General features: G+C 73.1%; 17 protein-coding genes. 3 read left to right on the top strand and 14 right to left on the bottom strand.

What is annotated here, in order from left to right; genetic code table 11:
• Positions 1 to 50: 50 nt before the first annotated feature.
• Positions 51 to 746: a FadR/GntR family transcriptional regulator gene (locus ACZ6O5_RS01305; protein WP_107155194.1), complete on the top strand. Its 696-nt coding sequence runs from the start codon at positions 51 to 53 to the stop codon at positions 744 to 746.
• 9 nt (positions 747 to 755) lie between these two features.
• Here ACZ6O5_RS01305 and ACZ6O5_RS01310 read toward each other — a convergent pair whose 3' ends face one another.
• The 6 genes from ACZ6O5_RS01310 to ACZ6O5_RS01335 all read right to left on the bottom strand — a co-directional run bounded on the left by ACZ6O5_RS01310 (position 756) and on the right by ACZ6O5_RS01335 (position 8,679).
• Positions 756 to 1,637 carry an amidohydrolase family protein gene (locus ACZ6O5_RS01310; protein ID WP_465973928.1) on the bottom strand — a complete coding sequence of 294 codons (882 nt, stop codon included), beginning with the start codon at positions 1,635 to 1,637 and terminating at the stop codon, positions 756 to 758.
• Positions 1,634 to 2,953, bottom strand: coding sequence for an enolase C-terminal domain-like protein (locus ACZ6O5_RS01315; protein ID WP_465973929.1), 1,320 nt, complete (start codon positions 2,951 to 2,953; stop codon positions 1,634 to 1,636). The genes ACZ6O5_RS01310 and ACZ6O5_RS01315 overlap by 4 nt, the downstream gene beginning before the upstream one ends.
• A gap of 61 nt (positions 2,954 to 3,014) precedes the next feature.
• Complete coding sequence (locus ACZ6O5_RS01320) at positions 3,015 to 4,061, bottom strand: ABC transporter permease (protein ID WP_465973930.1); 1,047 nt, start codon at positions 4,059 to 4,061, stop codon at positions 3,015 to 3,017.
• Entirely contained in the window at positions 4,054 to 5,595 is a 1,542-nt protein-coding gene (locus ACZ6O5_RS01325; RefSeq protein WP_465973931.1) for a sugar ABC transporter ATP-binding protein, read from the bottom strand. The genes ACZ6O5_RS01320 and ACZ6O5_RS01325 overlap by 8 nt, the downstream gene beginning before the upstream one ends.
• Positions 5,592 to 6,662 carry a sugar ABC transporter substrate-binding protein gene (locus tag ACZ6O5_RS01330; protein WP_465973932.1) on the bottom strand — a complete coding sequence of 357 codons (1,071 nt, stop codon included), beginning with the start codon at positions 6,660 to 6,662 and terminating at the stop codon, positions 5,592 to 5,594. The genes ACZ6O5_RS01325 and ACZ6O5_RS01330 overlap by 4 nt, the downstream gene beginning before the upstream one ends.
• Positions 6,663 to 6,696: 34 nt before the next feature.
• The gene (locus ACZ6O5_RS01335) at positions 6,697 to 8,679 is read right to left on the bottom strand and encodes an alpha-L-fucosidase (RefSeq protein WP_465973933.1); all 1,983 of its coding nucleotides are present in this window, start codon (positions 8,677 to 8,679) and stop codon (positions 6,697 to 6,699) included.
• A 370-nt stretch (positions 8,680 to 9,049) separates the two neighbouring features.
• Here ACZ6O5_RS01335 and ACZ6O5_RS01340 point away from each other — a divergent pair, with 370 nt between their 5' ends.
• Positions 9,050 to 9,715 carry a GAF and ANTAR domain-containing protein gene (locus ACZ6O5_RS01340; RefSeq protein WP_465973934.1) on the top strand — a complete coding sequence of 222 codons (666 nt, stop codon included), beginning with the start codon at positions 9,050 to 9,052 and terminating at the stop codon, positions 9,713 to 9,715.
• 11 nt (positions 9,716 to 9,726) lie between these two features.
• Here the strand turns inward: ACZ6O5_RS01340 and ACZ6O5_RS01345 are convergent, their stop codons facing one another.
• Together ACZ6O5_RS01345 and ACZ6O5_RS01350 are read right to left on the bottom strand one after the other, a co-directional pair.
• Positions 9,727 to 10,026, bottom strand: a complete 300-nt coding sequence (locus tag ACZ6O5_RS01345) for an STAS domain-containing protein (protein ID WP_465973935.1) — start codon at positions 10,024 to 10,026, stop codon at positions 9,727 to 9,729.
• Positions 10,023 to 14,177 (bottom strand): SpoIIE family protein phosphatase, encoded by a 4,155-nt coding sequence (locus ACZ6O5_RS01350; RefSeq protein WP_465973936.1) that lies wholly within the window; start codon positions 14,175 to 14,177, stop codon positions 10,023 to 10,025. The genes ACZ6O5_RS01345 and ACZ6O5_RS01350 overlap by 4 nt, the downstream gene beginning before the upstream one ends.
• A gap of 401 nt (positions 14,178 to 14,578) precedes the next feature.
• Between ACZ6O5_RS01350 and rph the strand changes: the two genes are divergently transcribed.
• Complete coding sequence (gene rph, locus ACZ6O5_RS01355; protein ID WP_465973937.1) at positions 14,579 to 17,182, top strand: rifamycin-inactivating phosphotransferase; 2,604 nt, start codon at positions 14,579 to 14,581, stop codon at positions 17,180 to 17,182.
• A gap of 6 nt (positions 17,183 to 17,188) precedes the next feature.
• On the opposite strand, the gene ACZ6O5_RS01360 is transcribed toward rph, so the two are convergent.
• The 6 genes from ACZ6O5_RS01360 to ACZ6O5_RS01385 form a co-directional block, all read right to left on the bottom strand.
• Entirely contained in the window at positions 17,189 to 18,901 is a 1,713-nt protein-coding gene (locus ACZ6O5_RS01360) for a serine/threonine-protein kinase (protein WP_465973938.1), read from the bottom strand.
• Between the two features lie 196 nt (positions 18,902 to 19,097).
• A complete protein-coding gene (locus ACZ6O5_RS01365; RefSeq protein ID WP_465973939.1) occupies positions 19,098 to 20,525 on the bottom strand; it encodes an arabinofuranosidase catalytic domain-containing protein in 1,428 nt (475 codons plus the stop codon).
• Positions 20,526 to 20,795: 270 nt separating this feature from the next.
• Positions 20,796 to 21,665 (bottom strand): STM4011 family radical SAM protein, encoded by an 870-nt coding sequence (locus tag ACZ6O5_RS01370; RefSeq protein WP_465973940.1) that lies wholly within the window; start codon positions 21,663 to 21,665, stop codon positions 20,796 to 20,798.
• Positions 21,662 to 22,987, bottom strand: coding sequence for an STM4012 family radical SAM protein (locus ACZ6O5_RS01375; protein WP_465973941.1), 1,326 nt, complete (start codon positions 22,985 to 22,987; stop codon positions 21,662 to 21,664). The genes ACZ6O5_RS01370 and ACZ6O5_RS01375 overlap by 4 nt, the downstream gene beginning before the upstream one ends.
• On the bottom strand, positions 22,984 to 23,787 hold the full coding sequence (locus tag ACZ6O5_RS01380; protein WP_465973942.1) for an STM4013/SEN3800 family hydrolase: 804 nt from the start codon (positions 23,785 to 23,787) through the stop codon (positions 22,984 to 22,986). The genes ACZ6O5_RS01375 and ACZ6O5_RS01380 overlap by 4 nt, the downstream gene beginning before the upstream one ends.
• On the bottom strand, positions 23,775 to 24,881 hold the full coding sequence (locus tag ACZ6O5_RS01385; protein ID WP_465973943.1) for an STM4014 family protein: 1,107 nt from the start codon (positions 24,879 to 24,881) through the stop codon (positions 23,775 to 23,777). The genes ACZ6O5_RS01380 and ACZ6O5_RS01385 overlap by 13 nt, the downstream gene beginning before the upstream one ends.
• Positions 24,882 to 24,893: the final 12 nt, after the last annotated feature.

The raw sequence follows: 24,893 nt of genomic DNA on the forward strand, positions 1-24,893 counted from the left end.
GACGGAGCCACTTCCCAGGCACCCGGTGGGCCGGTCCGAAGGGGGCGGCAATGGCACTGACCGACGACGCGATCGCGCGGATCCGCGGCATGATCTCCAGCGGTGAGCTGCCGCCGGGCGCGCGGCTGCCACCGGAGCCGCAGCTCGCCGCGCAGATGGGCCTGTCGCGCAGCGGGGTGCGGGAGGCGGTCAAGGTGCTCGAGTCGGCCCGGGTGCTCGACGTGCGTCGCGGTGACGGCACCTACGTGACCAGCCTCGCCCCGCGGCTGCTGCTGGAAGGTCTCGGCGTCGCGGTGGAGCTGCTGCGCGACGACACGCTGCTGGAGGTGATGGAGGTCCGCCGGATGCTGGAGCCGGTGGCCACCGGCCTCGCCGCGTTGCGGATGACCGACACCGAGCTGGACGAACTCGACCGGATCCTGCAGGACATGCGGGCCGCCGCCGACGACGCCGAGAAGCTCATCCAGTTCGACACCGCCTTCCACCACACCGTGGTCGCGACCACCGGCAACGAGACGCTCACCTCGCTGCTCGACGGGCTCTCCGGCCGTACGCTGCGGGCCCGGGTCTGGCGTGGGCTGATCGAGGCCAACGCGGCACACAAGACGATCGACGAACACCAGGCGATCTACCTCGCCCTGCGGTCGCGCGACCAGTTGCTCGCCCAGGCCACCGCGCTGATGCATGTCAACACCTCCGAGGCGTGGTTGCGGACCGTGCTCGCCGCCCAGGCGGGGGACGCCTGACCGGCCGGCTCATGTCGCCGGCCCGGGCGCGGCCGGTTCGGCCGGTGGTGTCAGGCGGTAGGTACGCACGGCGGTGCCGGCGAAGATCTCCCGCCGGTCCCCGGGCGACAGCGGCGGCAGGGCGGCCGTCAGGGCCCGCCGTACCCCCGGGTAGTCCGACCTGAGCAGGCACACCGGCCAGTCCGAGCCAAACATCAGACGGCCCGGGCCGAACTCGTCGACGGCGACCTCGACGAACGGGCTCAGGTCGGCCGGCGACCAGTCCGGTGCCGCCTCCGTGACCAGGCCCGACAGCTTGCCGGTGACGTTCGGACTGGCGGCCAGCGCGGCGAGCGGGGCGCGCCAGTTGGCCAGCCCGGCCGCGCCCCGGTCGATGCGCGGCTTGCCGAGGTGGTCGAGGACGAACGAGAGCTGTGGCACCGCCCGGGCCGCCCGCGCCGCGGCGGGCAGCTGGTCGGCCCGGATCACCAGGTCGAACACCAGGCCGGCGTCGGCCACCTCGGCGAGCCCGCGCCGTACGTCGGGACGGTCGAGGTGGTCGGGGTCCGCCTCACCCTGGACCTGCGACCGCACCCCGACCAGCAGCTCCCCGCCGGGCAGGTGCCGGTAGCGCCGGACGGTGGCGGAGACCTCGCCCCCGGCGATGTCGACCCAGGCGACCACGCCGAGGATCGCCGGCGTGTGCGCGGCATGACCGAGGAACTCGGCGGCCTCGTCGGGGTGGCAGCGGCCGCCCTCCACCAGCACGGTGCCGTCCACGCCGGCCGAGGTGAGCTCGGCGGTCAGGTCGGCGGGGGTGAAGGGGCGGCGGATCGCCGCCAGCGCCGGGTCGTCGAGCCAGTGGTACCCGCGGTCGGGCTGCCACAGGTGGTGATGCGCGTCGATGATCATGTGAATGCGGCTCCGGTCGTCGCCATCGCCCACCGGGGTCCGTCGGGGAAGCGGTAGTCGGCAAGCGAGGGCGCGAGGATCTCCGCGCTCATGCCGGGGGAGCGGGGCGCGAGGTAGCGGCCGTCACGGATCCGGACCGGATCCGCGAAGTGTTCGTGCAGGTGGTCGACGTACTCGATGGCCCGGTCGGTGGTGCTGCCGGTGAGGGCGACGAAGTCGAACATGGCGAGGTGCTGCACCAGCTCGCACAGCCCCACCCCGCCGGCGTGCGGGCAGACCGGCACGCCGAACTTGGCCGCGAGCAGCAGGATGGCCAGGTTCTCGTTGACCCCGGCGACCCGGCAGGCGTCGATCTGGACCACGTCGACGGCGTCGGCCTGGAGCAGTTGCTTGAACATCACCGCGTTGTGTCCGTGCTCGCCGGTGGCCACCTTCGTCGGGGCGACGGCCGAGCGGACCGCGGCGTGCCCGAGGATGTCGTCGGGTGAGGTCGGCTCCTCGATCCAGTACGGGTCGAACGGGGCCAGTTCGCGCATCCAGCGGATCGCCTCGGGCACGCCCCACACCTGGTTCGCGTCGACCGCGATGCGCACGTCCGGCCCGACGGCCCGGCGGGCGATGCCCAGCCGGCGTACGTCGTCGGCGAGGTCCCCGCCCACCTTGAGCTTGATCAGCCGGAACCCGGCCGCGACCGCCTCCGTGCAGAGCCGGGCCAGTTTGTCGTCGTCGTAACCGAGCCAGCCCGGCGTCGTGGTGTACGCCGGGAAGCCCTCGGTCAGCAGGCGGCGTTCCCGGTCCGCCCGCCCGTCGACGGCGGCGCGCAACAGCGCCAGCGCCTCGTCCTCGGTGAGGGCGTCGCGCAGGTAGCGGAAGTCGACCTGCGCCACGAGTTGCTCCGGGGTGAGGTCGGCGAGCAGCTTCCACAACGGCTTGTCGGCCCGCCGGGCGGCGAGGTCCCAGACCGCGTTCACCAGGCCGCCGGCGGCCATGTGCACGACCCCCTTCTCCGGGCCCAGCCAGCGGATCTGGCTGTCGCCGACCAACCGGCGCGCGAGCGCCCCGGGGTCGGCGACCAGCGCGTCGACCGGCTGGCCCTCGAGCATCGGGGCCAGCGACCGCAGGGCCCGGATCTGGATCTCGGTGCCCCGCCCCACGGTGAACACGAGGCCGTGTCCCTCGGCGCCGGCCGAGGTGCGCAGGATGACGTAGGCGGCGGAGTAGTCCGGGAACGGGTTCATCGCGTCCGAGCCGTCGCGGTGGCGTGACGTCGGGAACCGGACGTCGATGGTCTCTACGGATGTGATGTGCTCGGACAACGGTTCTCCCGGTCGGTCGAGGTGGGCTGGCTCGTCGGCGGCGCCGGACGGGGCGGTGGCGTCATGTCTGCGCCTTGCCGCCGGTGATCCGGGAGACCGTGAGGGCGACCAGGATGACGGCGCCGTTGAGGAAGTTGGTCCACTGGGCGGGCACCCCGGCGAGCGTGAGCACGTTGATGATCATGAAGAGGAGCAGGACGCCGGTGAAGGCGCCGAACACGCTGCCCTTGCCGCCGTTGAGACTGACCCCGCCGATGACCGCCGCCGCGAACACCTGGAAGATGGCGCCGTCGCCCTGCGCCGCCGGCACCGCGGCGAGCCGCCCGCTGATCAGCAACCCGGCGAGCGCGGCCAGCACGCTCGCCACCACGAGCGCGGCCCACAACACCCGGTCGGTGCGGATGCCGGCGGCGCGGGCCGCGTCGGCGTTGCCCCCGATGGCGTACAACGCCCGGCCGACACGGGTGTAGCCGAGCACCACGATCCCGACCGCGAACAACAGCAGCGACACCCAGATCGACGCCGGCGCGCCGAACCAGGTGGCCGAGCCGAGGTAGGTCATCGACCCGGGCAGCGCGAAGAACGTCTGACCACCGGAGATCCCGGTGAGCAGTCCGCGCAGGACGATCAGCATGCCCAGCGTCACGATGAAGCCGTTGAGGCCGAAGCGGACGATCAGCAGCCCGTTGACGGCGCCGACCAGGGCGCCGACGAGCAGGACGACCGGCACCGCCAGGCCGTCGGGCAGCACGTCGAGCCCGAGACCGCGGGTGAGCGCCGGGTCGACGACCAGCCAGGCCGCGATGCCGGGGGCCAGGCCGAACGTGGACTCCAGCGACAGGTCCATCTTGCCGGTGATCAGCACGATGGTCTGCGCCAGCACCAGGATGGCGATCTCCGACATGCTCTGGAGCACGTTGAGGAGGTTGTCGGCGCTGAGGAAGACGGGGTTCACGAGCGAGCCGACGACGGCGACCGCGACGATCGCCGGCACCAGGGCCAGGTCCCGCAGGCGGGTGAGGACCAGGCTCCGTGCGGAGGGCGACGGCGGGGCCGGCGGGGACGCCCCGGCCGGCGGCGACGTCGTGGCGGACAGCGTCTCAGGCATGGTGGAGATCCACCCCTTCCATGGCGGCTACCAGCTCGTTGTCGGGCCAGCCGTGGGCCAGCTCGCGGACGACCCGCCCGGCGAACATGACCAGGACGCGGTCACAGATCCGCAGGTCGTCGAGTTCGTCGGAGACGATCAGGACGGCGGCGCCCCGGCGGCGTACCTGTTCCACCACACCCAGCAGGGTCTGTTTGGACCGCACGTCGACGCCGGCCGTCGGCGTGATGAGCACCAGCAGTTTCGGGTCGTTGGCCAACGCTCGGCCCATCACCACCTTCTGCTGGTTGCCCCCGGACAGGTCGGCGACGGGGACGTGCGGTCCGGCCGCCTTGACGGCCAGCTCGGTGATGGCGGTGCGGGCCACGACGTCCCGACGTCCCGGCGAGATGAGCCCATGCCGCGCGATGCGCTCCGGCACGGTCATCGTGACGTTCTCCGCGATGGACAGCAGTGGCACCAGGCCCTCGCGGTGCCGGTCCTGCGGCACCAGGCCCACCCCGGCGTCGAGGGCGTCGGGCACGCTGCCCGGCCGCAGCACGCGCCCGTCGACGGCGACGGTTCCACCGGCGCGGCGGGTCAGGCCGACGATCGCCTCGGCCACCTCGACCTTGCCGCTGCCGCCGCCGCCCGCGATGCCGACCACCTCGCCGGCCCGGGTCTCCAGGGACAGTTCGGCGCCGGACGGGGTGACCAGGTCGCGGACGGACAGCAGCACCGGGGCGTCGGCCGGCAGCGGCGGGTGGTCGGCCGCGGGCATGGTCACGTCCTCCCCGGTCATGGCCGCCACCAGGGCCGGACGGCTCAGCTCGGCCACCGGTGCGGTGACGACGTGCCGGGCGTCGCGGAAGACCGTCACCTGGTCGCAGATCTCGTAGATCTCCTGGAGGTGGTGGCTGATGAACAGGAAGGTCACCCCGTGGGCACGCAGGTCACGGAGGCGGGTGAACAGTCGGTTGATGCCGGCGCCGTCGAGCTGCGCGGTCGGTTCGTCGAGGATGATGAACCGGGCGCCGAACGACAGCGCCCGGGCGATCTCCACGAACTGCCGCTGCTCGACCGACAGGGTCGAGGCGGGCTGCCGTACGTCCACGTCGACCGACCAGGTCGCCAGCAGGTCCTGCGCCGCGCGACGCAGTCGCGACCAGCGGATCAGCCCGCCGCGACCGCGGTCGTGCCGGTTGAGGAACAGGTTCTCCGCCACCGTGAGCGTGGGGATGATCGTGGACTTCTGGTAGACGCAGGCCACCCGCCGCCGCCAGGCGGCCCGGTCGCCGAGCGGCGGCGCGGGCCGGCCGTCGAAGGCCACCGCCCCGTCGTCCGGCGCCTGGAGGCCGGTGAGGATGCCGACAAGCGTCGACTTGCCGGCGCCGTTGCGGCCCACCAGGGCGTGCGTCTCGCCGGGCCGGACCAGGATGCCGGCGTCGGAGAGGGCGGTCGTCGACCCGAAGCGCTTGGTGATGTGGACGGCCTCCACGACGGGCCGGAGGTCGCCGGCCGGCGGGTCGGTCGAGGCGGGTGAGCGGACGCTCATGCGGTGTTGCCCCACAGGGACCTGTCGTCGAACTTCAGGGTGGGCTCGCCCGCGACCGGCGCGCCGTCCTTCGTCACCAGCGGCGCGGGGAGCTGGTCCTCCAGCAGCCCTTCCCGTACCTGGATGATCGTGCTGTGGTGGTCGGTCGGGCCGGGCTGGAACGTCCTGCCGTCGATCGCCGCCTTCACGTACTCCAGGCCGTACCTGGCGTACAGGTCGGCGGGCTGGCTGACGGTGGCGTCGATCAGGTCCCGGCCGATGTCGGCCAGTTCCTCCGGGATGCCGTCGTTGGAGACCACGAAGACGTGCTTCGGGTCGCTCGCCGGGACCTGGAGGCCGCGCTGCTTGAGGATCTGGAGCGTGCCGGAGAGCGCGAACGAGGACTGCATGTAGATGCCCTTGATGTCCGGGTCCGACGCGAACCGGGTCTGGAGCTTGCTGGCCGCCACGTCGGCCTTCCAGTCGGTCGCCTCGCCGAACACCGTGACGCCCGGGTAGTCGGCGCGCATGCACTCGTGGAACGCCTCGGTCCGGTCCCGGCCGTTGATCGAGTCGAGGCCGCCCTGCAACATCACCACCTTGCCCCTGCCGCCGAGCTTGGTGCCGAGGAACTTGCACGCCTTGGTGCCGTAGGCGCGGTTGTCGGCGCGGACCACCATCGCCACGTCGCCGGTGTCCGGGCGGGTGTCGATGGTGACCACCGGGATCTTCTTGGCGGCCAGTTGCTGGAGCGTCGGCGCGATCGCGGCGGTGTCCTGCGGGGCCATCACCACGCCCTTGACCCCCTGGCTCATGAAGGTCTGGGCGTTCGAGATCAGGTTGGCGATGTCGTTCTGCGAGTTGGTGGTCTTCAGGTCGACGCCCAGCTCGTCGGCGAACGTCGGCACGTACCTGATGTACGAGTTCCAGAAGTCGGTGTCGGATCGGGGGTAGTCCACCCCGACGAGCGGGGCGGAGCCGCCCGAGCCGCTGTCCTTCCCCGCACCGTCGCCGCAGCCGGCGGCGAGCGTGGCCGAGGCGACGAGCGTCATCGTCAGGCCCAGCCCCAGCAGAGCTCTCTTGGTCATCGTGGTCCTCCAGGTCGGACGTGGACGCGAAGATTCAGACGGTGGCGAGGGTCCACAGCAGGTTGGTGCTGCCGTCCCAGCTCCACTGCTTGGCCGGGGAGCCGGAGGCGACCTGGCCGCCCCCGTCGAGCACCAGGCCGGTGGCCCGGTTGGCGATCCGGTACCGCCCGTTGCCCTGGTCGGTGAGCTGCCACTGCTGGCTGTTGCCGCCGTTCCAGGGCGCCTGCTGGGCGGCGGCGCCGTTGGTGGTCTGGCCGAACCCGTCGACGACCATGCCGTTGGTCCGGTTGACGATCCGGTGGTACCCGGTGCCCAGGTCGACGAGCTGCCACTGGAGGTTCGGGCTGCCGTCCCAGCTCCACTGCTTCAGCGGGGAGCCGGAGGCGACGTTGCCGCCGCTGTCGAGCGCCAGGCCGTTGGTCACGTTGGTGATCCGCTGCCAGGTGGTCGAGCCGCCGCCGAGCGCCGGGATCGGGCCGCTGAACGTCAGCTTGACCACGTACGCGGGCGCGTTGAACGGCGCGCCGGCGGACGGCATGGTGATCCGCAGGCCGCCGGAGTCCTGGGTGCGGGTCGGCAGGTTGACGTAGCTGCCGGCGTTGGTGTCGAGCAGTTGCACGCCGGTCAGGGTGCCGAGGTTGATCCGGCCCGACGCCAGCGTGGTGATGGTGGCGGTGCTGCCCGGCCAGCCGAGGAACGTGGCGTACAGCACCCGGTTGTCCTTGCTGCGGGTGAACCGGATGTCCCGGGCGGTGCCGGCGCGCGGGGTGCTGAACGAACCGCCGCCCATCTGGGTGGGCCCCTCGCCGTACGTGGTCCAGGCCCGGGTGGCGTAGACGGACTCGCCGAAGCGGCGCAGGTAGTCGCCGATGGCGAGCAGGATGCTGCGCTGTCCGTCGGGGATGGTGCCGTCGGCCGTCGGCGCGATGTTGAGCACCATGTTGCCGTTCTTGCTGACCCGGTCGAGCAGCGAGTGCAGCATCTGGCTCAGCGAGTAGTAGCCGATCCCCACCGTGTAGCACCAACTGGAGCTGCTGATGCTGTCGTCGGTGAGCCAGTACGGCTGACGCAGTGCGGCGGGTCCGCCGCGCTCGTAGTCGAAGACCGTGCCGCCGAGGTCCAAGCCGTCCTTGTAGGTGGCGACGACCTCCTTGTTCCACGCCACGGCCCGGTTGTAGTAGTAGGCCAGGAACCGCAGCCGCTGCGCCTCGCTGATCCGGGTGAGGTTGAAGTCCTGCCAGATCATGTCCGGCTGGGCCTGGTCGATGACCTCGCGGAGCTTGTCGTACCAGAGCTGCTCCTCCGCCGCGGTGCCCAGTTGCCCGTAGAGCTTGCGCAGGCTGGCGTCGGACTGCTGTGGCGCCCACTGGTAGAAGCCGGTGAAGTTGTAGGCGTGGTGCATGGCCACCATGACCTTGAGGCCGCGGGCCCGGATCGCGTCGGTGTGCAGGCGGAGCAGGTCCAGCCGTGGGCCGCGGGCCACCGAGTTCCACTCGTTGACCTGACTGTTCCACATGGAGAAGCCGTCGTGATGCTCGGCCACCGGCCCGGCGAACTTCGCGCCGGCGTCGGCGAACAACTGGGCCCACTCGCCGGGGTCGAAGTTGCCGCCGGCCGAGCGCAGCCGGGGCGCGAACTGCACGAACCGGCCCGACCGGTCGTTCGCGCCGTTGATGAAGTGGTGGTACGGCCAGACCGACGGGTCACCGTAGACGGACTTGTGGTGGTTGTTCTCGTTGGAGCCGTTGTTGTACATGTTGCGCGGGTACCACTCGTTGGCGTACGCCGGCACGCTGAACGCTCCCCAGTGGAAGTAGACGCCGAACTTGGCGTCCTGGAACCACTCCGGCGCGGCCGGGTGCTGACCGACCGACGCCCACGTCTCGGCGTAGCTGGTGGGCCCGGGGATGGCGGCGGCGGCGGACCCGGGACGGAGGACGCCGCCGGCGGCGACCGCGGCCCCGCCGGCACCGAGAGCGGCCAGGAGTGAACGACGGGTGAGGTGGGGACGGGACATGGTGATCCCTCCGGAAGCGGTGGTGGGTGAGGGGGTCACAGGGCTGAGACATCAGACGTTAAGCGTTACATCTGCGTAACGTCAACGTCTTCGTCCCGGCCGGAGCGACCAGTCAAGAGGCCACACGTCTTATGAATTCCGCGTCAACGCCGCCACCTGCGTTAACGCTAACATCGATGGTGCTGAAGGTCTCCGGAAGCGCGGCGGTTCGGCGCTGCGGGAACCGGGTAGGGAGGACAGCTTCCGAGGGGATCCGGCGGGCGGAGCCGCCCGAGCGGAAGCGAGGGACGGCCATGGGCGACCGGAACGACAACGGACGGGCCAGCCGTCGTCGGAGTACGGCGGGGCGGAACTGGACCACCTCGGTGCCGTGCTCGTCGACCTGGCGCGTCGCCTCGAACACGAGAAGGACGAACAGAGCACCCTCGACGCGATCGTCAGGTCCGCCGTCGACACCATCCCCGGCGCCGAGCACGCCGCGATCTCGGAGATCCGCGCTCGACGGCGGATCCGCACCACCGCCGCCACCGGGCAGGTGGTGTGCGACGTCGACCAGGTGCAGTACGACACGAACCAGGGGCCGTGCCTGTCCGCACTGTACGACGAGACGACGGTGCGGGTGGCCGACGTGCGCAACGACGCCCGCTGGCCCCGGTTCAGCGCGGGGACGGCCGGGCTGGGCATCGGCAGCATGCTGTCGTTCCAGCTCTACGTCTCGGACGACAACCTCGGTGCGCTGAACCTCTACGCCCGGCGGGCGGACGCGTTCACCGACGAGTCGGAGCAGGTGGGTCTGCTGTTCGCCGCGCACGCCGCGGTCGCCATGTCCGACGCCCGGCAGATCACCCAGCTCACCCAGGCCCTCGGTGCGCGGGACGTGATCGGCCAGGCCAAGGGCATCCTGATGGAACGGCACCGGCTCACCGGCGAGCAGGCGTTCCGCCTACTCGCCCTGAGTAGCCAGCACACCAACACCAGGCTGCTCGACGTGGCGCGTCACCTGGCCGAGTCCGGCGAACTCCCCGCCCCGGGGTGACCGTCCCCGCCTCAACCGCTGCGCACGGTGGTGAGGTCGGCCAGCCCGGAGATGGTGAGCAGCGGTTCCAGCAGCGGACCGGCGACGAGCGCGATGCGTTCGGCGTGCGGGAACAGCACGGCCAGGCCGGCGCTGTCGAGATATTCCACCGCGGTGAGGTCCACCACGAGGGGGTCGCCGTCGGGCCGGACGGCGTCGTCGAGCGCGGCGGCGAAGGCAGCCGCGTTGCTCATGTCGATCTCGCCGACCGCGGTCAGCACGCGACCCCCGTCGGGGTCGCCGCCGGTGGTGAGCGTCAGGGCCGTACTCATCGGATGATCCTTGCCTGCATGTCGACGGTGGTGCCGGTGGCCCCCGGGGTCACCGTGATGGAGTCCATCAGAGCACGCATCAGCACCAGCCCGCGGCCCCGGTGCGGGTCCGACGGCCGGTCCCGGTCCCGCCAGTGCCCGCTGTCGGTGACGCTCAGCCGCAACGCGTCGGCGGTGGCGGCGGCGCGCAGCCGGATCCGCCCGCCGGGACTGTCCCGGTGACCGTGCTCGATCGCGTTGGCGCACGCCTCACCGGCGGCCACCAGCACGTTGTAGGAGTACGTCGGGGCCAGCCCGCACCGGTCCAGCCACCCGCGCAACGCGGTACGCACCTCGGCCAGCCGCGACGACTCGGCGGGGAAGTCCAGCTCCAGCGGCCCGGGGTGCCGGTAGAGCAGCAGAGCCACGTCGTCGTCGTACCCGCCGTCCGGGGTGAGCTGGTCCATCACCTCGGTGGCCAGCGTTTCGACCGGGATGCCCCGGCCCTCCTGGATCGTCGTGACGGCCCGGTCGATGCCGGCGGTCAGCGGCTGGCGGCGGCGTTCGACCAGACCGTCGGTGTAGAGCATGAGCGTGGCCCGGGCCGGCACGGTGACCTCCGCCTCCGGGCGTTCCCGCCCGGCGCGGACGGCGAGCGGGCGGGACCGGCCCTGGTCGAGGAGTTCGGATGTGCCGTCGGGGTGCACCACGACGGCCGGCGGGTGCCCGGCGCTGGAGTAGCGCAGCCGGCCGGTCGCCGGGTCCAGCACACCGCACAGGACGGTCGCGCACTGCGCGCCCGGGAGCAGGGCGGCGAACCGGTCCAGCGCCATCAGCGCCTGGGCCGGGCTGGCGTCCTGCAACAGCAGCGCCCGGCACGCGCTGCGTAGCTGCCCCATCACGGTGGCGGCCCGCAGGCCGTGGCCGACGCAGTCGCCGACCACGATCGCGATCCGCCCGTCCGGCAGCTCGACCGTGTCGTACCAGTCGCCGCCGACCTTGAGCGGCAGCGACGCCGGGGCGTAGCGCACGGCGAAGCCGGCGGGCAGTTGGGCCGGGCCGAGGATCGCCCGTTGCAGGGCCAGCGCGGTCTCCCGTTGCTGGTCGATCTGGTGCACCCGGTGCAGCCCCTGGGCGACGTGGCCGGCGAGCAGCGCCAGCAGCGTCTGGTCCTGTTCGGTGAAGGGCCGCTTCTCGCCCAGGTCGACCCAGAGCGCCATGGTGCCGTCCGGATGCTCCAGCGCGATGCCGGCCCCGTGCGCCGGCGTCGCCACCGGGGTCAGCAGCGGCGTGTCCCGCAACGCCAGCAACGCCTGCCGGCGTTCGTCGGGCAGCGTGTCCCACTGGAGCAGGGGGTCGGTAGCGGTGACGTCGGGCCCGGCGGTGTCGCCGAAGACGGCGGTGATGACGCCGGTGGCGCGCCACAGCTTGCGCATCTCGTCCAGCACCCCGTGCAGGGCGTCGGGTAGGTCGTCCGCCTGCGACAGCCGGAGGCTCAGCCCGGCCAGGGCGGTCTCCCGCTGCACGGCGTAGTGCTCGGTGGTGACGTCGCGGAACGTGCCCACGATGACCCGGCGTCCGGTGTCCGGGTCGTCGACCTGGTTGAACGCGGTCGCGATCCAGAGCCGGTGCCCGTCACGGTGGGTCACCGGCACGGTGTAGGTGCCCTTCGTCTGGCCGATCAGCACCGAGAACGCGGCGGACACCTGACGGTGTGCCTCCGGCTCGGCCTCCGGGTCCGGCCACCACGGCTGCACCGGCAGGTAGGGCAGGTTCTCGGGACCGTAGCCGAGGATGTCGGTGAACGCCGCGTTGATCTCGACGACCGCGCCGGCCTCGTCGCAGACGAAGAACGCCTCCTGCAACGAGTCGATGAGCGCGGTGCGCCAGCGGGCGTGGTGGTTGCGCAGCCGGGCCAGCTCCACGTTCGCCCGCACCCGCGCCAGCAGCTCGGCGGCCGGGAACGGCTTGACCAGGTAGTCGTCCGCGCCGGCCTCCAGCCCTTCGATCGAAGCCTCCTGCCCGGCGCGGGCGGACAGCAGCAGCACCGGCGTGCCGGCGGTCCGGGAGTCGGCCCGCAGCGCGGCCACCAGTTGCAGGCCGTCCAGCCGGGGCATCATCACGTCGCTGACCACCAGGTCCGGCGCGCGGGTGCGGGCGGCCTCCAACGCCTCCTGGCCGTCGGCCACGGCCTGCACCCGGTGCCCGGCCGAGCGCAGCAGGCGGGTGAGGTACTCGCGCATGTCGGTGTTGTCGTCGGCGACCAGGACCCGGGCCGGGACCTGCCCCGGCCGGGCCGGCGCGGGACCCTCGACCGGTGTCGCGTCCTCCGGGACGACCTCGGCCGTCGGTTCGCCGGGCAGCCAGCGCAGCGCCTCCTGCACGAACGGCTCGGCGGAGAGCGGCACGCGGCCGGAGCCGGCCGCGGCGATCGCGTCGGCCGGCAGGTGGGCGTCGCCGAACGGCAGCCGGACCGTGAACGCGGTGCCCCGGCCCACCGTGCTGCTGGCGGTGATGCTGCCGCCGTGCAGCGTGACCAGCTCCTTGACCAGGGCCAGCCCGATGCCGCTGCCCTCGTCGGAGCGGGAGCGGGCGTTCTCGATGCGGTGGAACCGCTCGAACAGCCGGGGCATCTCCTCCTCGGCGACGCCGATGCCGGTGTCGACCACCCGCAGCACGGCCTGCCCGTGCTCGGCGCGCAGCTCGACCCGCACGCTGCCGTCGAAGGTGAACTTCAGGGCGTTGCTGAGCAGGTTGAGCACCACCTTCTCCCACATGCCGGGGTCGATGTGCACCGGCTCGGGCAGGGGCGGGCAGTCGACCTCCAAGGTCAGGCCGGCGCGTTCGATCGCCGAGCGGAAGACGCTGGCCAGGTCGGCGGTCACCGCGGCCAGGTCCACCGGCTGGTAGCGGGCCTGCATCCGGCCGGCCTCGATCCGGGAGAAGTCGAGCAGGCTGTTGACCAGCTTGCCCAGGCGCAGCCCGTTACGGCGGATGACCTCCAGCTCCTCGCGGACCGGTCCGTCGGCGTCCCGCAGCCGGCCCCGCAACTCGTCCACCGGTCCCATGATCAGCGTCAACGGGGTGCGGAACTCGTGACTGATGTTGGAGAAGAAGGCGGTCTTCGCCCGGTCCAGCTCGGCGAGCTCCTCGGCCCGCCGCTGCTGGGCCTGGTAGCTGCGGGCGCTGGCGATCCCGGTCGCCACGTGCCCGGCGGTCAGCTCCACGAACCCGCGGTAGCCGTCGTCGAGTGCCCGGTAGCGGTTGAGCCCGGCCACCAGGAACCCGTACGGCGTGCCGCCCTGCTGGCGCAGCGGCACCAGCAACGCCTCGGTCGGCGGCTCCGGCCAGGCGCCCGTCGGCAGGTCGTGGTGCACGGCGGAGTCCAGCGGCACCCGGACCAGGTCCCCCTCGGTGACCGCCCGCGCCGGCCAGACCGCGTCGGGGTCGTCGAGCGACAGCGTGGCCGGCGCCGCCGGATCGCCGGCGGCGAACCCGGTCGCCTCCGCCAACCGCGCGTCGCCCTCGTCACCGAACAGGTACGTCAGCGTGAACGGCAGGTCGTGCGCGTTGCGCCCCAACTGGCGACCGGCGAAGGCGAGCGTCTCCTGCTCGGTGCGGATCACGCTCGGGTCGGAGCCGAGGTCCCGCAGCGTGGCCATCCGTCGCTCGCCGATGACCCGCTCGGTCTCCTCGCTGACCACGCAGAGCATCCCGACCAGCGTGCCGTCGTCGTCGCGCAGCGGGCTGTAGGAGAACGTGTGGTAGGTCTCCTCCCGGTAGCCGGCGCGTTCCAGGAACAGCAGCAGCCCCTCGTCCCAGGTCGCCTCGCCGGTGCGCAGCACGGTGTCGATGCGGGGGCCGATGTCGGGCCAGATCTCCGCCCACACCTCGTTCGCCGGGCGGCCCAACGCCCACGGGTACTTGCGGCCCAGCGTGTCGCGGCGGTAGGCGGCGTTGCAGAAGAACGTCAGCTCGGGGCCCCAGGCCATCCACATCGGGAAGCGGGAGGAGAGCAGGATGCGCACCGCCGTCCGCAGGCTCTGCGGCCACCCGTCGGGCTGCCCCAGCGGATGGCTCGACCAGTCGACCCGGGCCAGATCCGGGCCGATCTCACCGTCGACGGCGAACACGTCGGCACGTGTCCGCGGGTCGGTGCCAGCGCCGGTCATCGCCCGAGTCTCCCTCACCACACATGATCCCGCTCGTCCAGGTCACGGCGCCACCCTGGGCGACAAATCCTGACACAAGCGGTATCCCGCCGCCCGAGCGGCCCCCAGAGTAGCTGTCCGTACCGCTCTTGCCCCCGCAGCGTCCCCGCCATGCCACCGACCGCCGTCGGGAGTGCCACAATCTCGGCCCGCCGGCCGAGGCGTGGGTGTGCGCGGACCGGGGTCTGCCGCCGGACGCCACCGACGCCGCGGAGAAGGGCCGGAAAACACCGAAGGCAGGGAGACGTCGCTCCCTGCCACTTCTAACGTATATCGCACCCCGGGGCTTGCCGCAAGACCCCGGTCATGCCGCAGAATCGTCGGCCGGACGCGGATGAGCTGGAAAAACGGGGGGCACGACGATGGCCGGACGCTACGTGGTCGGGTTCGACGAGATCGACGAGAGGCAGGTCGCCACCGTCGGTGGCAAGGGCGCACACCTGGGGGCGCTGTCGCGGCTCGACGGGGTGAGCGTGCCGCCCGGCTTCTGCGTGACCACCGATGCGTACCGGCGGGCCGTGGCGGACCTGCCGGCGCTCGACGGGTCCCTGGACCGGCTCTCCCGGCTGCGCCCGGACGACCGCGAGGCGATCCGGACGGTAAGCGCCGAGATCCGCCGCGTAATCGAGGAGGCGGCCGTCCCGGGCGAGGTCGCGGCGGCGATCGGTGCCGCGCTGGCCGGGCTCGGCGCGCACGCCGCCTACGCGGTGCGGTCCAGCGCGACGGCCGAGGACCTGCCGACGGCCTCCTTCGCCGGCCAGCAGGACACCTACCTGAACGTGGTGGGCCCGGACGAGATCCGCACCCACGTCGCCCGGTGCTGGGCGTCGCTGTTCACCGAGCGGGCGGTGACCTACCGCCTACGCAACGGCATCGATCACCGTACGGTGCACATGGCCGTGGTGGTGCAGCGGATGGTGCTCCCGGACGCGGCGGGGATCCTGTTCACCGCCGACCCGGTCAGCGGGAACCGGAAGGTCGCCTCGGTGGAGGCCGGGTTCGGTCTGGGCGAGGCCCTGGTCTCCGGCCTGGTCACCCCGGACGTGTTCACGGTGCGCGACGACCGGGTCCGCTCCCGGACCATCGCCACCAAGCCGCGGGCCGTCCGCGCCGTGCCGGGCGGCGGGACGCGGACCGAGGCGGTCGATCCGGCCCGGCGGGAGCAGCCCGCGCTGACGGACGAGCAGGTCGTCCGTCTCGTCCGGCTCGGGCGGCGGATCGAGGCGCGGTTCGGCGGCCCGCAGGACCTGGAGTGGGCCCTGGCCGACGGCGGACTCCACATCCTCCAGAGCCGCCCGATCACCACGCTGTTCCCGGTCCCGGTGGTCGACGACGGGCAGAACCACGTCTACCTCTCGGTCGGCCACCAGCAGATGATGACCGACGCGATGAAGCCGCTGGGGCTGTCGATGTGGCGGCTGACCGCCATGGCGCCGATGCACGAGGCCGGTGGCCGGCTGTTCGTCGACGCCACCCGGCACCTGGCCACACCGGCGGGCCGGGCCGCCTTCCTGGACCTGATGACCAGATCGGATCCGCTGACCAGGGACGCGCTGGAGACGATCCTGGACCGTGGTGACGTCGTGCCGACGCTGCCCGACGACGGCCCCGCCGGTCCGCCCCCCGGGCTGCCGTCGGCGACGATCGAGACCGACCCGGCCGTCGTCACGGCGCTGATCGAGCGGAGTCGGGCCAGCATCGCCGCGCTGCGCCGCGACATCGGCACCCGGACCGGGCCGGCGCTGTTCGACTTCCTGGTGGCGGAGGCGTTCCCGGAGCACAAGCGGGCCCTCGTCGACCCGGTCAACATGCAGGCGATCATGGCCGGCATGGAGGCCACCTGGTGGCTCAACGACAAGCTGGGGGAGTGGCTGGGCGAGCGGAACGCCGCCGACACGCTCACGCTGTCCGCCCCCGGCAACGTCACCTCGGAGATGGGGCTGGCGCTGCTCGACGTCGCCGACGTCATCCGCCCCCACCCCGAGGTGGTGGCGTTCCTGCGGGACGCCGCGGACGACGACGGTTTCCTGGACGAGCTGCCGAAGCTGCCGGGCGGACGCGAGGCACGCGACGCCCTCCAGGACTACCTCGACCGGTACGGCATGCGGTGCGTCGGCGAGATCGACATCACCCGACCACGGTGGAGCGAGCGGCCGGCCACCCTCGTACCGCTGATCCTCGACCACGTCCGGAACGTCGCGCCCGGCGCCGCCGGACGGCGCTTCGCGGAGGGCCGGCAGGCGGTGCGGCGGAAGGCCCGGGAAGTGCTCGACCGGCTCCGGGCGCTGCCGGACGGGGACCGCAAGGCCGACGAGACCCAACGGATGATCGACCGGGTCCGGACCTTCATCGGCTACCGCGAGTACCCGAAGTACGCCATCGTGAGCCGCTACCTCGTCTACAAGCAGGCGCTGATGGCGGAGGCCGACCGGCTGGTACGGGACGGGGTGTTGCCCGACCGGGAGGACGTCTTCTTCCTGACCTTCGACGAGTTCCGCGACGCGGTGCGGACGCGCCGGGTGGACGCGCGGCTCATCCGCGAGCGCGCGGAGGCGTTCCGGTTCCACCAGGCGCTCACGCCACCCCGCGTGCTCACCTCGGACGGCGAGGCGGTCCACGGGGCGTACCGGCGTGACGACGTGCCGAGCGGCGCCCTGGCCGGCGTGCCGGTGTCGGCCGGCACGGTGGAGGGGCGGGCCCGGATCGTCCTCGACCTGACCGGCGCGGACGTCGAACCGGGCGACATCCTCGTCACGGTCCATACCGACCCGAGCTGGACGCCGCTGTTCGTCGCCGTGGCCGGCCTGGTGACGGAGGTGGGCGGCCCGATGACCCACGGCGCGGTCATCGCCCGGGAGTACGGCCTGCCGGCCGTCGTGAACGTGCCGCGGGCCACCCGGCTGATCCGCGACGGGCAGCGGATCCGGGTGCACGGCTCCGGCGGGTACGTCGAGCTGCTGACCTGATCCGGGTCAGGCGGCGCCGCGGTCGACCAGGCTGAACGTGGTGTCGATCGGGGCGTCGCCCATCTCCTGGACGTAGATCTCCTTCTCGGTGTCCTCCCACTGCACCACGCCGTACTTCTCGCTGATGATCGAGTAGGAGGTGCGGCCCTTGTCGTCCCTGCCCTCCCGGGAGATGCTGAACACGGTGGCCCCGGTGGGTTCGCACTCGGCGCCCACCAGGGACGCGTACCCCTCGGGGTCGAGCTTGACGCCGAGGCACGGACGGTGCGCGATGTCCGGGTTCACCGACTTGATCATGTAGTCGACGCCGACCGGTTCGAGCACGAAGAGCGCGTCCTTGCCGGTGCCGTCGCCGACCGTCAGCTCGCCGTCGAACGGCAGCGACAGGTCCCGGTCGATCTCCACGACGTGCAGCAGGAGCCGTCGCTGACCGGCCAGCATGGCCCGGGTCCGGTCGGCCGACGCCGAGGGCGATCCGCCCGGGGTACGGGACGCCGTCGAGGAGGGCGTGCCGCCGGTGGTCGGCCCGCCGGCCGCCGGCGACGCGGACGGCGTGCCGCCGCCGGTCGGGGAACCGCTGCCGGCGGAGCCGGTGGGCGTCGAACCGGACCGGTCGCCCACCAGGTCCGCGCCGAACAGCGCGGCCGGCACCAGCACCGCCATCACGGCGGCGCCGGCGGCCAACCCGATGAGTCGGCGGCGCCGCGTCGTGGCCGCGCCCGGGTCCGCCGGGACGCCCCGGCCCGCGCCGTCGGGGCCGCCTCCCGTCGCGCGGCCGGCTCCCGCCGCCGGACCGGCTTTCGCTCCCGAGCCGGTGGCGGGGCCGCCACCGGGGCCGGGTTCCGCCGCCGCGCCGGGCACTGTCGGCCCGGCGGTCCGGACGGCGGCCCCGCTCGCCGGCGAGGCCGCGGTCAGGAGGCCGTCGAGCAGGTCGCGGGCCGTCGGCCGGGCGGTCGGCTCCTTCTCCAGGGCCCGGGAGACCAGCTCCCGCAGCGGCCCGTCCAGACCGGTCAGGTCCGGCGGCTGGGTCATGATCCGCATCGCGGTGGCGGTGGCGGACTCACCCTCGAACGGCGTCCGGCCGGTCGCGGCGAAGGCGACCACGGCGCCCCAGGCGAAGATGTCCGCGGCCGGGCCCGTGCGTTGGCCGGACGCGCTCTCGAACCGCTCCGGAGCCATGTACGCGACGGTGCCGACCATCTGGTCGGTCCGGGTGTGCTGGCTCGTGGCCTCGAACGCGCGGGCGATGCCGAAGTCGATGACCTTGATCCCGCCGGGCGCGACCAGGACGTTGGCGGGTTTCAGGTCCCGGTGGATCACGCCGGCGCCGTGGATGGCGGTGAGCGCGGTGGCCACCCCGACCGCGATGCCGTGCACGCCGGCCGTCGTCATCGGCCCCCGCTCCCGGACCACCTGCACCAGGCTGGGCCCGTCGACGTACTCCACCACCAGGTACGGCGGGTCGTGGTCCGGGTCGGCGTCCAGCACCTCGGCGGTGCAGAACGGCGGCACCTGGCGGGCCCGGTTCACCTCGCTGCGGAATCGGCCCCGGAACTCGTCGTGGTGGGACAGTTCGGCGCGGACCACCTTGACCGCCACCTGCCGGCCCTGCGGCGACCGGGCCAGGAACACGCTGCCCATGCCGCCCTCGCCGAGCCGGCCGAGCAGTTCGTAACCACCGAGCCGGACCGGGTCACCGGGACGCAGTCCCTCGCTCACTCCGGGCCTCCGCAGGCCGCAACCGCCCCGCGAACCGACACGCCTGTCACGCAGTTCCCCTTCGGACGCCCCGATGACCGCCCGCAGCCTACCGTCCGTCCCGGGCCCGCCCGGCGTGCGGCGTCCCGTCCACGGCGACCGGGCCCGCCCGTGATCCGGCCGCCGCCCCGTGGGACCGGGCGGCGGCCGGATCGGCTCAGCGGTAGCCGGCGGCCACGACGTTGGCCTGGACCGCGTTCTCCGTCGCGTCCGAGGGGTAACCGGCGACCATGGCCCCCTCGTAGAACGTGCCGACGCTCTGGTTCCTGTTGTCGATGCAGCAGTCGCCGCCGCTGCCCAGGATGATCGCGCCCTGCTTCTTCATCGGGCTGTAGCCGGGCGGAAGCGACCCGTCGTAGAGCGTGTAGAGGTTGCCGGACTGGGCGTTGCTGCCCTTGATGGCGAACCGTGAGGTGCCGTTGTTCTTCAGCGTGGCGGTGACGAACTTGCTGGTGAAGGCGCGCTGGTTGGGGTTCCAGGTCTGGCTGCCGCCGGGGTAGAGACCCCACTCCAGGTCGGCCTGGACCCAGGGGCCGCTGCCGGAGCAGCCGCCGAACCAGCAACTGGTGCCGAAGTAGATCGCGTCCATCGCGCCGGCGCCGTCGGCCCGGCGGGTGGTCTCGCTGTTGCCGTAGTCGAAGCAGCAGCCGCTGTTGACGTGCGTGCCGCTGGTGACCATGTACATGCCCTCCGGCGCGCTGCCGGTCGGGACGCCGGTCAGGTGACCGTCGCGCCAGTAGCTGCTGTTGCCGGGGATGAACAGCGAGTACGCCTTCGCGCCGCCGACCGTGATCGCCTCGCGGTTCGCCACGGCCGGTTGCACCGCGCCGCCGATGCCGCCGGCGCCCTGGTAGCCGAGGTTGTTGCCCCGCGTCGTCTGGTCGTAGATCCAGGTGATGACGCAGGTGGTGTTGGCGCAGAACGAGTCCTGCGCGGCGGCGTTGGCGGGGCCGCCCGCGGTGAGCGTGGTGATGTCGCGGGTGGTGTTGTCGGAGGCGCGGCGCACCTGGTAGAGCCGCCCGCTGTAGGTCCGGAACAGCGCCCGCGTGGTGCTGTGCGCGGCGACGCAGGGCGTGCCGCCGGCCGCGTAGATGTCACACGGTCCGTCGCCGCCCGGCGGCGGGGTGCTCGGTGGCGTCGTGGTGGGCGGCGTGCTGACGCCGCCGGTGCAGGTGGTGCCGTTGAGCGCGAAGCTGGTGGGCACCGGGTTGCTGCCGGTCCACGATCCGTTGAAGCCGAAGCTGGTGCTGCCGCCGGTGGGGATGCTGCCGTTGTAGGAGACGTTGGCGGCGGTGACGGCGGCGCCGGTCTGGGTGATGGTGGTGTTCCAGTACTGGGTGACGGTCTGGCCGGCGCCGAACGTCCAGGTCAGCCGCCAGTTGCTGACCGGGTCGCCGAGGTTGGTGACGGAGACGTTCGCGCCGAACCCACCGGACCAGGACGAGGAGACGGTGTAGCTGACCGCGCAGCCGGTGGCGGCCGCGGCGGGCAGCTGGGTGGCGGTGAGGCCGGCGGTGGTGAGCGTGAGTGTGGTGGCGGCGGCGATCAACGCCGCCCGGTGGCGGGGATGGTGCGTGAGTCGCACGGGGACCTCCCGGTCCGTGAGTGGGATGGCGACGACCGACCGAGGCGAAGTGAGCGCTCACAGATGTCGCATGAGGTGAGCCTCGCGCGGACAGTGGCCGGTTGTCGACGCCTGCCGCTCCTCGGTCAACCGTCCCGAGCAGCGCCGGTCTGCCCTGGGCCGGCGGCGGTGCGAAGTGCTGAGCTCCCGGTGCGCTCGCGAAGAGGCACTCGTCAATGTTTTCGTTAACATCAACGGCCTGTCAATGGGCGGAACCGTTTCGACCAGGCGTCAGCGCGGCGTCGAGACCGGCGACGGCCAGCCGGCCGGGATCCGCTCCAGCACCCCACCGGCGAACACCTCCCGCAGGCCGAGCGGCTTGAGGTGGACGTACCCGATGTGGCAGTCGCAGACCGCCGTGTCGCACCCGCGGGGCTTCAGGGCGGCCCGCCACGAGCCGTCGTAGAGGTTGCCGATCGGGGTGGGGATGAAGTGGCAGCGGCGGACCGTGCCGTCCCCCAGCACCGAGACGGCGGTCTCACCGGCGTGGCAGGGCCGGCCGAGCGACAGGTGCGGCCGGACGCTGTAGCCGAAGTGCGGGTCCAGCGCGGTCCAGGTCGCCTCCTCCTCGGCGTCGTAACGGCGACCCTCGGCCGCGTTGACCCACAGGTAGACGGCCGGCGGCAACGCGGCCCGCAGCGCCCGCGCCTCGTCGAGGTGTTCGGGCAGGCCGACCACCCCCACCGAGTACCGGATGCCCAGCTCGGTCAGGCGCGCGCAGCGGGCCAGGAACCGTGCCCGCTCGACCTGCCCCGGGTGGTAGGTCGTCCAGAGCGCGGCCGAGCCGGGGTCGGCGTCGGCCAGCCAGTCGACGCGGGCGGCGAGGTTGGTCTGCACCACCACGCGGTCCACGTGCGGCAGGTGCGACAGCGACACCATGGCGTCCCGGTACCAGCGTCGGGTCAGCGCCTCGCCCCACGGCGTGAACAGCACCGACAGCCGCACGTCGGTGGTCGCCGCGACCCAGCCGGTGAACCGGGCCAGCGCCGCCCGGTCGGCGCGCAGCAGCTCCGGCGGGTCCTGCCGCTTGGCGAACGGACAGTAGGGACAGTCGTAGTTGCAGCTCGCCAGCGGGCCGCGGTAGAGGATCGACAGCGTCATCGCAACGCGTACCCGGTCATCGCGTGTCGGACCTCGGCGGAGGTCAACCACGGGCCGACGGCGTCGGAGCGGGCCAGCCCGGCCGCGGTGAGCCGCAGCCCGCCGTCGGTGGCCCAGCCCCGCTCGACGAGCCGGCCGAGCTGCGGGAAGTCGTCGACCGGCCGTCGCCCGAAGCGGGCCCGGTAGGCGTCGGCGTCCACCCCGTCGACGCGCAGCAGCGACGTGAGCAGCCAGCGGCGACGCTGCTCCGCGTCGTCCAGCCGGAAACCGAACTCGGCGTACGCGAAGTCGTCGGCGGGACGGCCGAGGTAGTCGTCGAGCACCGCGCGTACCTGCGTGACGCTCACCGCGTAGTCGAAGGAGTAGTGCAACGCGGTGGTGTAGGAGCGGGCGCCGCAACCCAGCCCGACCATGCCGTCGTCCTGGCAGCGGTAGCCCGGACCGTCCGGCGCCGGCGCGTCGGCCCGGCGGAACTGGCGCATCGACTCCTGCCGGTAGCCGGCCGCGTCGAGCGTCTCCACCGCCTGCCGGTAGAGCGCGAGGCGCTGGGCGTCCCAGTCGGCGCGGGCGTGCGCCCGCCGCCCGAGCCCGGTCAGCGGCCGGACGTAGAGCGGATAGAGGAACAGCTCCTCCGGCCGCCAGGCCAGCGCCGCGTCCAGGCTCTGCCGCCACGTGTCGGCGGTCTGCCCGTCGATGCCGTAGATCAGGTCGATGTTCAGCGACGGGATCCGCGCGTCCCGGATCGCGGCCAGCGCGGCCTCCACCTCGGCGCGGCGTTGCGGCCGGCCGGCGGCGCGGGCCTCGACGTCGAGGAAGCTCTGCACGCCGATGCTCACCCGGGTGGTGCCGTGCGCGGCGAGCACCGCGAGCCGGTCCGGCGTCGCGGTGGCCGGCGAGGTCTCCACCGACAGGGGTACGCCCGGCAGGCGCGCGCCGAGCGTCTCGGTGGCGACGGCGAACAACGCGGTCAGCTCGTCGGCGGTGAGGTAGGTCGGGGTGCCGCCGCCGAACGCGGCGCGGGCGAACCCGGCGTCCGCGCCGAGCGCCTCGGCGACCCGCCCGGCCTGCCGGCGCACCTGACGTAGGTACGCGGTGACCTGCTCGGCCGGCGCGTTGGCGCGGGTGAACAGGTTGCAGAACCCGCACCGCATCTCGCAGAACGGCACGTGCAGGTAGAGGAAGAGCGCGTCCCGCGCCTCGGCGCGCCACACGTCCGCCAGCCGGGGCCGGGGCCGCAGCGCCCGGTAGGAGGTCTTGTGCGGGTACGCGTAGAGATACTGCTGGTAGGCGGAGCCGTCGAGGCTCGGTTCGGTGCTGGTCACCATTCTCCCGGGTGCAGGGTGAAGTCGGCATAGGGGACGGTCCACACCACGTCGTGGCCGATCCGGTGGCCGGTGTGGCCGTCCTCCCCGTAGGCGGTGCCGTGATCGGAACAGATGATCGTGAACACCGGCCGGCCGCGACCGGTGACCAGCCGGAACAGCCGGTCGATCCGGCCGTCGACGTACTCCAGGGCGGCGGCGTGGCTGGCCCGGCTGTCGGTCTCGGCGCCGGGCAGATGGTGCCGGTTCGGCTGGTGCAGCGCGGCGACGTTGAGGAAGGTGAACAACGGCCGGGCCACCGGCACCCGGGCCAGCACCTCGGCCAGCCGGTCGAGCTGGGCGTCCAGGCAGGTGGGGGACGTGACGCCGAACTCCGGCTCCCAGTGCGCCTCGGCGAACAGGCCGGGCAGCACCGCGCCGAGCGGGGTACGCCGGTTGAAGAAACCGACCCCGCCCAGGCACAGCGTGTGGTAGCCGACCGCGGCGAGCGCGGTGGGCAGGTCCGGGGCGTCGAACACCCAGGTGTCCGCGCCGGCCGTCTCGCTGCCCGGGAACGCCGCCGCGAACCGCCGTTCGTGCGGCCCCGGCGTGGTCGGCGTGGGCAGGAAGCCGGCGAAGAACGCGTGGTGGGCGGCGTAGGTGAAGCTGGCGGGGGAGTGCCGGCGCTCCCACCGGCCGCCGGGCAGCGCCCGGGCCAGCCGCGGCGTCCGCCCCGTCGCGGCCAGCTCGGCGGCCACGTCGTGGCGCAGCGTGTCCAGCGTGACCAGGAGCAGGTCGTGGCTGCCGATCAGGCCGCGCATGCGGCCACCCCCGCCCGCCACCGCCGCCACCGGCCGGTGGTCAGCGCGTGCACCTGTTCGGCATAGCTGTCCCGGCCGTCGGTCAACACGCCGGGCAGCAGGTCGCCGAACGCGTTCACCTCGGCGACCGCGTGCCGGCGCCACCCGGTCAGGAACATCAGGTCGACGCCGACGTGCAGCGAGCCGGCGAAGCAGGCGGCGACGCGCTCGCAGGTCTCCATCGCCGCCGACCAGCCCGCCGCGCCGGCCGCGGCGCGCAGCTCGGCCAGGTCGCCCCGGGCGTTGCCGAGATGCAGGTTGGTCAGCGGGCCCCGGGCGGCACGCACCACCGCGTGCGTCGGCCGGCCGGCGACCACCAGCACCCGCACGTCGACCACCCGGTCCCGCAGGCCGGCCTTGGGCAGCCACCGTTCGACGTGCAGGCCGTCCGGGGCCAGCCGGTCGACGATCGCGGCGATCGTCGACTCGTCGGTGTGCCGCCGGACCCGCAGCGAGTTGAACAACCCGTCCGGGGTGGGCTCGACGGTGGTGTCGGCCCGCACGCCGCGCGGACCGACCGCGAGCGCGAGCACCCCGGCGGCGGACGACCCGTGCGCCGGCTTGACGAACACCCGGCGCCACCCGGCCGCCGCCATCGCCTCGCGCAGCGCGGCATAACCGCCGACCGGTGGCGGACCGGCATAACCGCCGACCGGCGGCAGCGCGGCCGGCACCGGCACGCCGGCCGCCGACAGCAGCGCGTGGCAACGCCGCTTGTCGCAGAGCACCGCGACGTCCGCCGGCGGGTTCAGCAGCTCCGCGCCCCCGGCGGCGACCCGGTCGAGCCCGGCCACCAGACCGGCGTACGCGTCGGCGAGGCCGATCAGCTCGCCGTGCCGGGCGGCGGTGGCCGACCGTCGCAGCAGCCGGTCGACGTGCGGATCCTCGCCCGGGGAGTCGACCCGCACCAGCGCGCCGGCCGGCGGCGGGACGGCCCCGGTCAGTACGTCCGCCCAGGGCAGGACGGTGGGGGCGGGCAGCCCCGCGGCGCGCACCGCGCTCGTGAACAGCGCCACCCGGCGGTTCGCGGGATTGCCCACCACGGTCAGTCGCATGTCAGCACGCCA

Source organism: Micromonospora sp. NPDC049201 (genome assembly GCF_055586805.1).